This window comes from Eubacterium sp. F2, assembly GCF_046244355.1.
Taxonomy (GTDB): domain Bacteria; phylum Bacillota; class Clostridia; order Peptostreptococcales; family Anaerovoracaceae; genus Aminicella.
Window position 1 is genome coordinate 2,106,010 of the sequence record NZ_CP176393.1, and the last position, 12,832, is coordinate 2,118,841.

At 51.2% G+C, this 12,832-nt stretch carries 10 protein-coding genes; all 10 read right to left on the reverse strand.

The genetic code is table 11. The annotated features are described in order from the left end of the window. Positions 1-94: 94 nt before the first annotated feature. A complete protein-coding gene (locus ACI77B_RS09160; RefSeq protein ID WP_409336532.1) occupies positions 95-1,297 on the reverse strand; it encodes a uroporphyrinogen decarboxylase family protein in 1,203 nt (400 codons plus the stop codon). 276 nt (positions 1,298-1,573) lie between these two features. Beyond that, positions 1,574-2,056 (reverse strand): DUF3955 domain-containing protein, encoded by a 483-nt coding sequence (locus ACI77B_RS09165; protein ID WP_409336533.1) that lies wholly within the window; start codon positions 2,054-2,056, stop codon positions 1,574-1,576. Positions 2,057-2,278: 222 nt separating this feature from the next. Next, entirely contained in the window at positions 2,279-2,851 is a 573-nt protein-coding gene (locus ACI77B_RS09170; protein WP_409336534.1) for a flavin reductase family protein, read from the reverse strand. A gap of 134 nt (positions 2,852-2,985) precedes the next feature. Continuing rightward, positions 2,986-3,936 (reverse strand): DMT family transporter, encoded by a 951-nt coding sequence (locus ACI77B_RS09175; RefSeq protein ID WP_409336535.1) that lies wholly within the window; start codon positions 3,934-3,936, stop codon positions 2,986-2,988. A gap of 240 nt (positions 3,937-4,176) precedes the next feature. After that, the gene (locus tag ACI77B_RS09180) at positions 4,177-7,875 is read right to left on the reverse strand and encodes a phosphoribosylformylglycinamidine synthase (RefSeq protein ID WP_409336536.1); all 3,699 of its coding nucleotides are present in this window, start codon (positions 7,873-7,875) and stop codon (positions 4,177-4,179) included. Next, complete coding sequence (gene purD / locus ACI77B_RS09185) at positions 7,876-9,162, reverse strand: phosphoribosylamine--glycine ligase (protein WP_409336537.1); 1,287 nt, start codon at positions 9,160-9,162, stop codon at positions 7,876-7,878. It abuts the gene before it with no gap. A gap of 81 nt (positions 9,163-9,243) precedes the next feature. Continuing rightward, the gene (locus ACI77B_RS09190) at positions 9,244-10,428 is read right to left on the reverse strand and encodes a phosphoribosylaminoimidazolecarboxamide formyltransferase (protein ID WP_409336538.1); all 1,185 of its coding nucleotides are present in this window, start codon (positions 10,426-10,428) and stop codon (positions 9,244-9,246) included. A gap of 29 nt (positions 10,429-10,457) precedes the next feature. Further along, on the reverse strand, positions 10,458-11,204 hold the full coding sequence (locus ACI77B_RS09195; protein ID WP_409336539.1) for an IMP cyclohydrolase: 747 nt from the start codon (positions 11,202-11,204) through the stop codon (positions 10,458-10,460). Beyond that, positions 11,191-11,790 carry a phosphoribosylglycinamide formyltransferase gene (gene purN, locus ACI77B_RS09200; RefSeq protein WP_409336540.1) on the reverse strand — a complete coding sequence of 200 codons (600 nt, stop codon included), beginning with the start codon at positions 11,788-11,790 and terminating at the stop codon, positions 11,191-11,193. Before purN ends, ACI77B_RS09195 begins: the two co-directional genes overlap by 14 nt. After that, entirely contained in the window at positions 11,784-12,830 is a 1,047-nt protein-coding gene (gene purM / locus ACI77B_RS09205) for a phosphoribosylformylglycinamidine cyclo-ligase (RefSeq protein ID WP_409336541.1), read from the reverse strand. Before purM ends, purN begins: the two co-directional genes overlap by 7 nt. Between the last annotated feature and the right edge of the window lie 2 nt (positions 12,831-12,832).

The window sequence follows — 12,832 nt, forward strand, 5'->3', positions numbered from 1 at the left end:
TTCTATATCGGGCGCCCTCCTGCTCTTGCTGCGCTCTGGGATGCCTTCCCTGTTTCTTCATTTACTATAGCAGAAGGAGGATGAAACGCTGAATTTAATCCTCAAGGCCCTGAGGGAGCCGGCCTTTCTGTGCGCCGCGGCCGTACTTTCTTGCGGCATAGATGAATGCGTCAAAATTCTTCCGCTTCGTTCCGATCGGCACCTGACAGCCGGTACCAAGGGTGTATCCCATCGGGCTGTCTGCGCCCTTCCTGAGACATTCGCGGCATGTGTCGATGACTTCGTCGATGGTCCCGTTAAGCACGACGTCGACCGGTGCGACATTTCCGACCAGCATATATTTATTTCCCAGAATTTCCTTGGCCTTCTCCAGATCTTCTGAATTGTCAACGCTGTAACTGGCGATGTTCAGATTCAGCATGTGTGACCAGAGCGGATGCGTCTTTCCGCAGATGTGGAGGCCCGGCTTTCTTCCGGTAATCTCGTATAGTCCATCGATCAGGCGGGTAAGATAGGGCTCTGAAAACTGCTCATACTGCCGCGGGCTGAAAATGTCCGCACAGGACACCGGGTCACAGATTCCGCAGGGCATGCTGCCGAATTCCTTTACCATCATATCCACCCAGGCCAGAGAGTGATCGACGCAGAAGTTCAGAAGATCGGAGAGCTTGTCCCTATGTTTCATCGTATCTCGTAAAACCAGCTCAATCGGCCGGATGGCCGCGGCTGTAGTAATCGGACCGGCGACAACGGTGTTGACTCCCATATCCGGAAAGGCGTCCTTCAGCTCCCTGCAGCGCTGCAGCATGGACTGGTAGAGCGGATTTGTGTAGGGGTCATTTTTCAGGATTTCATCCAGCCCTGAAAAATCCGGCTGGTCAAGGACAAATTTTTCTACCGAATCAATGCCGACTTCAGGAAAATGCATCGCTGAACCGACGGCCTGTCCAACTGTTCTCAGACGCAGACCGACCTTGATTCCCTCAATTCCGAATTCCTCTTTCCGGCGCTTCAGCACATCGATCATGACTTTCGTACCATCCAGACTCTGCGCCGTCGTATAACCGAAAATATCCGTCATCGCTTCTTCATTACTCTGAAGGGAAAAGGGAATGTGGTCCACCATTTCTCCTGCTGCATACTTCTGCCCGCGTTCCGCATTCGTCATCGTTTCCGGCGGAAGCTCCGCTATTTTCTGTTTCAATTCCTCATAATCCATGGCATCCTCCTGCGTATCCGTGCGCCCCTGCAGACTTGCTGCCCCTTCCGCCGCATGGATGGCTCCGGAAGAAAACATAAAGTCTGCACCTTGAAAACTGTGAAATACAAATAATATCGGATCGTCTGCTCATCTTATTTCCCGGCAGAAAACATCCGCTAATATTCAATCAATTCTATATCTTCATTTTAAGAGTGTTCGGCAGGATCGTCCAATAACGCTGTGGAATAGATAGCCTCCATAGTATTTGTATTCACTATAGACCTGTGAATGAATTGAAAATGCCACGGACATCACCCGGCGGCAAAGGATAACATTTCTCATCTTTACATGGATAGGCAGGGCTAAGGAAGTCTACCTCTTCTCCCTCGCCCGCTTCACCGCAAACACGATGCAGCTGGTCAGAATGACAACTGCGCCGACAAACAGAAACAGGAATCCCGTCGGAATCAGGTAGAAATTCTCATGCAGGATTCCGTGCCTGTCGATGTACTCCACGGAGTTAGCCTTGATGAACAGACACATCGCCCCCATCAGCATCAGCACCCCGCCGATCACGGTGGATACCAGATTCATTTTCGCCCGTCTTCCTTCATTTCCATCCTTAATCAGTTTTTCCGTCATCTTATTCATATCTTCTTTTCCTCCCAGAATAAGCTCATCAAGAGAGAGCTGAAATTCCTGCGCAATCACAATCAGGGTCTCAATATCCGGAAGATTTCTGTCATTCTCCCAGTTGGATACCGCCTGACGCGTGACATTTACGCGTTTCGCAAACTCCTCCTGCGTCAGATGATTGTCTTTCCTGATTTTTTTAATCTGCTCACTGAATTCCATAGTCTCTCCTTTTCAGCCTGGCATAATCCGGTCCGCTCTTATGCAGCAGAGCCGCCTGCCAGTTCAGTCATTTGATTGTTTTCCGGCAGGATATCTCATCCCGCCGTCAGCAGTTATTCTGGGACAAAATTTATCTTAGCACAAGAAAGCCGTGCTTTCCACAGGCAGATTCGCTGTGACAGCACGGCTTGCAATGTGTAAATTCCAAGGGAAAACGGGCTTTTACTTCGTAAGTTCTACGCCTTCGCCCCATGCCTTTCCGGCCTTGTCTCCGAGGCGGAAGTAGTTTCTTCCGAAGGTATCGAAAACAATCGGATCAACCCTGGTGATGTCGATGTTTCCCTTTTCATCCAGAACACTCTCATCGGCGAGGACATTCAGAATGTCGCCATATACATGCAGGCAGGTTTTACCTTCTACGATTTCATCAACCTTGCACTCCAGTGTGATCGGATACTCCTCAATGACCGGGGCATCGACACGGCTGCTCTTTACCGCATGCATGCCGCTTCTTTCAAATTTATCTGCCATCTTGTTCCCTGTAGCGATTCCGAAGAAATCGGATTCCTTCATATGCGCGTAGTCCGCAACGCTGAGTGTGAATGCGCCGCGCTTTTTCAGGTTTTCTGTGGTCTTGTGGTCAGCACTGATATTCAGGACCACCTGGCTGGACCCGCAGATTCCGCCCCATGCCATGTTCATGACATCAACCTTGTCATTATCTCCGTAAGTCGCAATCATCAGAACCGGCATCGGTGTGAGAAGCGGCTGAACACCCATATCTTTTTTCATCATACTTACCTCCTGTGTTTATTTCATACTTTATTATAATTACACCGCAGAAGAGCGTTTAAATCATAACAAAAACTCCCCTCATGGAAACCGCTTATTCAGCAGTTTCTCACAAGAGGAGCAGGCTTCAGACCCGGTTATTTTTCTTGCTGGTTTTTCTTTTGTCCGGTGATCTTATTCAGCTGGCGCTTCTTCCGCTCTTCTTTCTGGGCGCGGATGAAGCTGCTCTCATTCTTCCACTTCAGGGCAGCGGCGCCGATGATGATGATGTAGCCGGTCCAGCTCAGAAGGTCCGGGACTTCATGGAAATACAGGAATCCGAGAAGCGCGGAAAACAAAACCTGTGAATAGTTGAATACCGAGACGTCCTTGGCCGGCGCGTATTTATAGGCGGCGGTGACGCCGAACTGTCCGACGGCGGCGGAGGCGCCGGTTCCGATCAGCCAGAGGAACTGATGCATGGTCGGCATCTTGAAGTCCGCCAGAATGAATGGGATGCAGGACAGACAGGACAGGAAGGAAAAATAGAAAACGACGACGGTGGAGCGCTCGCCTTTATTGGTGATCAGGCGCAGGAAGGCGTAGGCCATGCCGGCGGAAAACCCGCTGAAGAGGCCGACCAGGGCCGGAATCGCCGCCATTCCTCCGGAGGGTTTGATGACAAAAATCGTCCCGGCAAAGGCAAGAGCGACCAGCGCATTGTCCAGCTTTGTCGGCTTTTCCTTCAGGAGAAATACCGACGCGATGATCGTAAAAAACGGCGACATCTTGTTTAAGATATTGGAATCGGCCAGGCCCAGGCGGTCAATGGCCCAGAAGTTGGCGATCATGCCAAGCGTTCCAAACAATGCGCGGAGAAGAAGTCCTACGCGGGTTTCTTTTTTGGTCTTGAATCTTCCCGGCCCGGGCATCCTCATAATGGTAACGGATGCGATAACGGCCGCAACGGCATTTCGGAAAAACGCCTTCTCCATGGTCGGAAGATCGCCTGCTCCTTTTACGCAGAAGGTCATCAGCGCGAATCCGAGCGAAGAGACAATTGTATAGATAATACCTTTTGAGATGTTGCGCCGGTAGGACGTTTCCATAAATCTATTTTCTTCCTTTCTATATATACATTCTTCTACGTGAATTTCCTGTTTCTGCCATGCCGGGCGGAGCCGCGTTTTTCTGCGTATCCGGGATTCATGCAGCGCCTGCCCGTCTTCTGAATGAAGAAAAAACAGATAACAGCAGAAAACAGACCGCGTCTTCCGGATTTTTCCGCCGGAATCCGCGGCCTGTTCAATTGTCTTTATACGGTAAAATTTCCCTCAGATCTGACAGCCTTATTTGAAGTACTCAACGGCAGATTCGAACATGTGAAGGTCAAATGTGCCCGGTACATTCTTATACAGATACGGTCCTTTACGCTCGCAGTGAGCCATCTTTCCGAAGACTCTTCCGTCCGGGGATGTGATTCCCTCGATGGCGTTCATAGAGCCGTTCGGGTTGTACTGAATGTCGAAGGAGACATTTCCGTCGAGATCAACGTACTGTGTCGCGATCTGTCCGTTTTCAGCCATCTTCTTAATCAGGCTCTCCGGTGCGATGAAGCGTCCTTCTCCGTGGGAAATCGGGGAGGTGTAAATCTCACCCGGCTTGCACTTTGCCAGCCACGGGGACTTGTTGGATGCGATTCTGGTCCGGATCAGCTTGGACTGGTGGCGTCCGATGGTGTTGAAGGTCAAGGTCGGGCTGTCTGCATCGGCCTCTGTGATCTTTCCGTAAGGAACAAGACCCAGCTTTACCAGAGCCTGGAATCCGTTGCAGATTCCGGCCATCAGACCGTCACGCTGCTCCAGAAGTTCGGTAACCGCTTCCTTGATTTCTGCGTTTCTGAAGAAGGCAGTGATGAACTTTCCGGATCCATCCGGCTCGTCTGCTCCGGAGAAACCGCCCGGAATGAAGATCATCTGTGCCTGGCGGATCTTCTCAGCGAACTGCTCTACACTTCTTCCAACGTTCTCGGAAGTCAGGTTGTTGATGATGAACTGCTCCGGATCAGCTCCTGCATCAGCAAATGCCTTTGCGGAGTCGTACTCGCAGTTGTTTCCAGGGAATACCGGGATCAGCACCTTAGGAGCTGCTGTCTTGATATTCGCGTGGAGGGTTTCTTTTGCCTCAAAGTTAAAGGCCTCGGTGTCACCTTCCTCGGTCTCGATGTTGCAGCGGTAAACCGGCTCGAGCTTGCTCTCATAGAGATCGCAGAGGTCAGAAAGCTGAATGGTCTCGTTAAAGCCGGTGATGGTCTTCTCTTCGGTTGTCTTTCCGAGAAGAACAGCGCCGTCAACCTTAGTTCCTGCCGGAACTTCCAGAAGGAATCCGCCGTAGCAGTAACCGAAGATCTGATCCTTGGAAACGGCGTCTCCGTAAGCGAATCCGATCTCGTTACCCATGGCCATCTTCAGAACAGCCTCGGCGATTCCGCCGTAACCCGGTGTGTATGCCGCGCAGGCGGTCTTATCAACGATCAGCTTGTTGACCTTCTCGTACAGGCTCTTGAGGGATTCACAGTCTGGAAGTCCGTCTTTTCCGATCTCCGGAACAAGCAGAATGACATCATCTCCGGCCTTCTTGAACTCCGGTGAAATGATATGCTCTGCCTTGTCGGTGGTAACCGCAAAGGAAATCAGTGTCGGCGGCACATCCAGAGTTTCAAAGGTTCCGCTCATGGAGTCCTTGCCGCCGATTGCCGCAGCGCCCATGCCCATCTGCGCCTTATATGCGCCGAGCATGGCTGCCATCGGAGCGCCCCAGCGGGAAGGAACATTGCCCGGCTTTCCGAAATATTCCTGGAAGCTCAGGTAAGTATCCTTGAAGGATGCGCCTGCTGCAATCAGTTTGGAAATGGACTCAATAACCGCAAGATATGCACCGTCATACGGGCTTGCAGAGGAAATCATCGGGTTAAATCCGTAAGCCATGGCAGATACAGTGTCTGTATGCTTCTTCTCAACAGAAATCAGGTGAACCATCGCCTGAAGCGGCGTTCTCTGGTACTTTCCGCCAAACGGCATCAGAACCGTTCCCGCACCGATGGTAGAGTCAAATTCCTCGGAAAGTCCTCTCTTGGAGCAGACGTTCAGATCAGACGCCATCTTCTTATACTCTTTCGTGAAGTCTCCTGCTGCCTTTCTCTGATAGTCTCCGCGCTTTGGAACTTCAACGTCGATGTGCTTTTCTACACCGTCTGTATCCAGGAAGGCTCTGGAAATGTTGACGATCGTTTCGCCATTCCATTTCTCGGTCAGATACGGATTTTCCTTAACGACAGCGACAACGGTAGCCTCCAGGTTCTCGCTGTGGGCAAGCTCGATGTAGCGGTCTGCGTCTTCTGCTGCGACGACGACTGCCATTCTCTCCTGAGACTCAGAAATTGCGAGCTCCGTTCCGTCCAGACCTGCGTATTTCTTTGTGACCTTGTCCAGGTTGATGTCCAGTCCGTCTGCCAGCTCTCCGATGGCAACAGATACACCGCCTGCACCGAAGTCGTTGCAGCGCTTGATCATCTTGGATGCTTCCGGATTTCTGAACAGTCTCTGCAGTTTTCTCTCTTCCGGAGCATTTCCCTTCTGAACCTCAGCACCGTCCTTTTCCAGAGAATCGACATTGTGCTTCTTTGAAGAACCGGTTGCTCCTCCGATTCCGTCGCGGCCAGTGCGTCCTCCCAGCAGGATAACCACATCACCCGGTACCGGGCGCTCACGTCTTACATTCTCCTGAGGAGCAGCCGCGATAACCGCGCCGACTTCCATTCGTTTTGCCGCGTATCCCGGATGATAGAGCTCATCGACCTGACCGGTTGCAAGTCCGATCTGGTTTCCGTAGGAGCTGTATCCGTCTGCCGCAGTCGTGACGATCTTTCTCTGTGGAAGCTTGCCTTCCATGGTCTCGGAAACCGGAGTGAGCGGGTTCGCCGCGCCGGTTACTCGCATAGCCGCGTAAACGTAGCTTCTTCCTGACAGCGGGTCTCTGATCGCTCCTCCGATGCAGGTTGCAGCGCCTCCGAACGGCTCGATTTCTGTCGGATGGTTGTGGGTTTCGTTCTTAAACAGCAGCAGCCATTTCTCTGTCTTTCCTTCAACATCAACGTCGATCTTGATGGTGCAGGCGTTGATTTCTTCAGACGCGTCAAGCTTATCCAGCATGCCGCGCTGACGGAGAACCTTGGCTGCGATTGTGCCGATATCCATCAGGTTTACCGGCTTCTTTCGGTTGATCTCTTTCCTGGACTCCAGGTACTCTTCATAAGTCTTCTGGATCTCCTCATCCTCAAACTTTACGCTGTCCAGAGTCGTGTTATAGGTGGTGTGGCGGCAGTGGTCAGACCAGTAGGTATCGATGACACGGATCTCTGTGATCGTCGGGTCACGCTGCTCTTTCTTGAAGTATTCCTGGACAAAAGCCAGATCAGCAAGGTCCATAGCCAGACCGTGTGAGGTCAGGAACTCCTGCAGCTGCTCGCCTGTATACTCGTCGAAACCGGTGAGTGTTTCCACCGTTGTCGGGATCTGTACATTGACCTTCAGGGTGTCATAGGTCTTCAGGGAAGCTTCTCTTGCTTCTACCGGGTTGATGATGTATTTCTTCAGTCTGTCAACATCCTCATCGCTGACGGATCCGGACAGGATAAACACCTTTGCCGTTTTAATGGTCGGGCGGTCCGCTCTTGAAATCAGCTGGATACACTCGGCAGCGGAGTTTGCCCTCGCGTCGAACTGTCCCGGAAGATACTCAATCGCAAATACCTTGTCTTCAGGGTCAATCGTCAGATCTCTGTATACCAGGTCAACCTGCGGCTCGGAGAAGACGGTGTTTACCGCGTTTTCAAAAAGCTCTTCAGAAAGATTTTCTGCGTCATAACGGTTGATGACACGAACCTTGTCCAGACCTTCGATCTGCAGAAGCTCTTTTGCTTCCTTGAGAATTCCCTTTGCCTCATTGGCAAACTGCGGCTTCTTTTCTACATAAACTCTGTATACCATTTAGCGTGCTTCTCCTTTCAATGCGGCTAACGCTCTCTGACCGATATCGTGACGATAGAATCCGTCCGGGAATCCGATTCTTTTTACCTGCGCGTAGGCGCTGTCGATGGCTTCAGGAAGTGTCGCTGCTCTTGCGGTAACGCCTAATACACGGCCTCCATCAGACAGCAGTTCACCGTTTTCACCTTTCCTGGCGCCGGCAACATAGACATTTTCAAGGTCATCTGGAATATCGAGTCTGAATCCCTTCTCATAATGCTCCGGATAACCCTTCGTCGCCATAATGACGCAGCAGGCTGCCTCATCATCAGCAAAATGAAAGTCTGCCTGATCCAGTGTTCCGTCTGTTGTGTGCATCATGATGTCTAAGAGATCCCCTTCCAGAAGCGGAAGAACAACCTGCGCCTCCGGATCGCCGAAGCGGCAGTTGTACTCGATGACCTTAGGGCCGTCCTTGGTCAGCATGAGGCCGAAGTAGAGGCAGCCCTTGAAGCTTCTTCCCTCTTCATTCATGGCCTTGATGGTCGGAAGGAAGATTTCCTCCATGCAGGTCTTCGCGATGTCTTCGGTATAATACGGGTTCGGGGCGATCGTTCCCATTCCGCCGGTATTCAGACCCTTGTCTCCATCAAAGGCACGTTTGTGGTCCATGGAAGAAACCATCGGAATCACTGTATTTCCGTCGGTAAAGGAAAGAACGGATACTTCCGGACCTTCCAGGGATTCCTCGATTACCACGGTTGTGCCGCTCTTTCCGAATTTCTGGTCCTGCATCATCTCCTTAACCGCATTTTCTGTATCTTCTCTGCTTTCGCAGATCAGAACGCCCTTTCCCTTTGCCAGACCGTCTGCCTTGACGACAACCGGCACTTTGCAGGTCTTTACATAGTCCAGAGCTTTGTCCATCTCGGTGAAGGTCTCAAACTGTGCGGTCGGGATATGATACTTTTTCATCAGGTCCTTGGAGAATGCCTTGCTCCCCTCGATGATCGCAGCCTTCTTATTTGGTCCGAAGCACGGAATGCCCTTTTCCTGCAGAAGGTCTACAAGTCCCATGACCAGCGGATCATCCGGAGCGACGACTGCATAGTCGATTTTTTCCTTTACGGCAAAATCGACGATTGCGTCAAGGTCTTCTGCTCCGATCGGAACGCACTCTGCGTCCTTTGCGATTCCGGCATTTCCCGGAAGGCAGTAAATTTTTCCTGCATTCGGGCTTTCCTTCAGTTTCTTAATAATGGCATGTTCTCTTCCGCCGCCGCCGACGACCATGATCTTATCAACCACTGTTAATCCCCCATCCTTTTAAATTAATACTCAGTTTATAACGCGGGAGCAGAATCAATATCTGCTCCCTGATTTTTCGGATTAATGATGGAACAGGCGCATGCCGGTGAAGGCCATGGCCATTCCGTATTTATCACAGGTATCGATGACATGGTCATCTCTGATGGAGCCTCCTGGCTCTGCGATATAGCTTACGCCGCTCTTATGTGCTCTTTCGATGTTGTCTCCGAACGGGAAGAAGGCATCGGATCCGAGAGCAACTCCGGAAATGGAGTCCAGGTATTCTCTCTTTTCTTCTTCTGTAAACGGCTTTGGCTGCTCGGTGAACCACTTCTGCCACTCTCCGTCTCTCAGAACGTCCATATATTCATTTCCGAGGTAAATATCAATCGTATTATCTCTGTCTGCTCTTCTCAGGTCATCCTTAAACGGCAGATTCAGAACACGGTCAGACTGGCGCATATGCCAGTAGTCTGCCTTCTGTCCGGCCAGACGTGTGCAGTGAATTCTGGACTGCTGTCCGGCGCCGACTCCGATGGCCTGTCCGTCCTGTGCGTAAGCAACAGAGTTGGACTGTGTGTATTTCAGTGTGATCAGGGCAACAACCAGGTCTCTTCTTGCTGCTTCCGGGATCTCTTTGTTTTTTGTCACGATATTGGTGAAATCCTCAGGCTTGACGGTGTAGTCGTTTCTCTTCTGCTCAAAGGTGATGCCGAAGACCTGCTTTCTCTCAAGCTCTTCAGGAACATAATCCGGGTCGATCTTTACGATGTTGTAATTTCCCTTCTTCTTCTGCTTCAGGATCTCCAGAGCTTCCGGAGTGAATCCCGGAGCGATGACGCCGTCGGAAACCTCGCGCTTCAGAAGACGTGCCGTTTCAACGTCGCAGACATCACTTAAGGCCGCCCAGTCGCCGAAGGAAGACATTCTGTCTGTTCCTCTTGCTCTTGCGTAGGCCGTTGCCAGAGGGGAATCGTCCAGACCCTCCATATCATCAACAAAGCAGGCTTTCTTCAGTTTCTCGTCCATCGGAATTCCGACTGCCGCAGAGGTCGGGCTGACGTGCTTGAAGGAAGCTGCCGCCGGCAGATGCAGGCTGTTTTTCAGTTCATGCACGAGCTGCCAGCTGTTCAGCGCATCCAGGAAATTAATGTATCCCGGGCGTCCGTTGACTACCTCTACCGGAAGTTCGCTTCCGTCCGCCATGAAAATCCTTGCCGGCTTCTGGTTCGGATTACATCCGTATTTCAGGGCAAATTCTTTCATCTCTCTATCTCCTCCTGTTTCTGCGCGAATTAGCAATGTTTATTGATCAGGCGGTCCTCATATTCTCCCGTCTTCAGATCCGTGAAGCGGACATACAGGGAAATCTTGTTGGCCTCATTCAGGCTGCTCCAGATTTCATCCGTAAATGCGTCGAGATCGTCTGGAATTTCCACTCTGTCCGGCTCACCCATGAAGGTCGGGATCGGAGATCCGTCCGTCTGATAGGTATGGATAAAACGGCCTTCTCCCGGAATTCCGTCATATTCAAAGAAATTGCGGATGTTTCCGCTTCCTTCAGGGTCGGAGCTCTTCAGAATGCTCATGTCGTAGCGGAAAGGCTCCTTCCCGGAAAGGTCCAGAATCGCGCTGATTCTCGGTGTCCAGTTCGGTCCGTCCGGCTCGAACTGGCGGGTTCTCAGTGCTTTGGCAAAAATTCCGCTGTCAAGGTCAGACTCGCCTTTGCAGAGATCCGCAACGGTGTCGGTCTGGTCTCCGTTTGTGACCACCAGAGTCTTTCCCACTGTTCTTACCGGATAGTAGATGATCAGGGACGGATCTTCCAGCTTCGACTCATCGTAAGCCTTCGTTCTGACATCATCTCCTTCTTTTACAAATACGCGGTTCCTGCTGTTCTCTGAACGTCCCATAATGAAATAGGCAATGGCCGCCTTCCCGTTTTTCGTCAGGCCCGCGATAATTCCTCTTCCCGGGTATGGATTTCCGTCCAGGAAATGCGCTGCCGGAAATGCCTCATATGGATGCTTAATTGTTGTCATTCTCTTTCCCCTTCCGAATTTCTGCGGAAATCTGCTGAACGGCTCTCGGGAGCAGAATCCATTCTGCCTGCTCCATGACACGCTTCTGCAGGATCTCCGGAGTATCTCCGTCCTGAATTTCAACAGCCTTCTGAGCGATGATTTTTCCGCCGTCCGGAATCTCATTGACATAATGGACGGTTGCGCCTGTAACCTTGACGCCATAATCCAGCGCCATCTCATGAACATGCAGTCCGTAGGCACCCTTCCCGCAGAAGGAAGGAATCAGCGACGGATGAATGTTGATGATGCGGTTCTCATATTTTCTGATGAAGTCCTTACTCAGGATTTTCAAAAATCCTGCAAGGACAATCAGCTCAGCGCCGGCTTCTTCAAGCGCAGCGAGGATTTCTTCTTCATTTTTTGCGTAAACAGCTTTAATGCCGTTCTTCTCTGCCCTCTGAAGGGCATAGGCCTTCCTGCTGCTGGAAACCACCAGGACGACCTCTCCATCCTTTATGATTCCACTTTTCTCAGCATCGATAATGGCCTGCAGATTGGTTCCGCCTCCGGAAACCAGTACGGCAACTTTTGTCTTCTCTAGCATAAGATCACGCTCTCTTCGTCAGACTTCACGATCTCGCCCAAAACGTACGCATCTTCTCCTGCTTCTTTCGCGGCAGCAAGAGCAGCGTCTGCCTCTTCAGAAGAAACCACGAAGGTCATGCCGACACCCATGTTGTAGGTATTAAACATATCACGCTCAGGAATATTTCCTTCCTTCTGAAGCAGTTCGAAAATCGGAAGAACCTTAACATCCTTCTTCTGGATCTTTACGCCGTATCCGTCCGGAAGGCTTCTTGGGATATTCTCGTAGAATCCGCCTCCGGTGATGTGGGAAACTGCCTTGACCTGCACCTTGTCGAAGACATGCAGCATCGGCTTTACGTAAATCTTGGTCGGAGTGAGCAGCGTCTCTCCCAGACTCTTTCCGCCCAGGCTTTCCAGAGGCTTCTTCAGGTCTGCGTTTTCTACGTCAAAAACCTTCCTGACAAGGGAGAATCCGTTGGAGTGCACACCGGAAGACGGAAGAGCAATCATGACGTCTCCTTCCTTGATGGAAGTTTTGTCCAGAACCTTGGATTTGTCGACCACGCCGACTGCAAATCCTGCCAGGTCGTACTCATCTTCCGGATAGAATCCCGGCATTTCTGCCGTTTCTCCTCCGATCAGAGCGGCTTCAGACTGGACGCATCCTTCTGCAACACCGCTAACGATCTGCGCAATTTTTTCCGGATAGTTCTTTCCGCAGGCAATGTAGTCCAGGAAGAACAGCGGCTTTGCGCCGACACAGATAATATCGTTTACGCACATGGCAACGCAGTCGATTCCGACTGTGTCATGCTTATCCATAAGGAAGGCAATTTTCAGCTTGGTTCCGACACCGTCTGTTCCGCTGACCAGAACAGGATCTTTCAGGTCCTTCATATCCAGATGGAACAGGCCGCCGAATCCGCCGACATCGTCCGTATCTCCAAAGGCCTTGGTTCTGGCGATGTACTGTTTCATGAGCTCTACGGATTTGTAACCGGCGGTGATATCTACGCCCGCCTCTTTATAACTTTCACTGAAACTCTTCTTCGTCATGA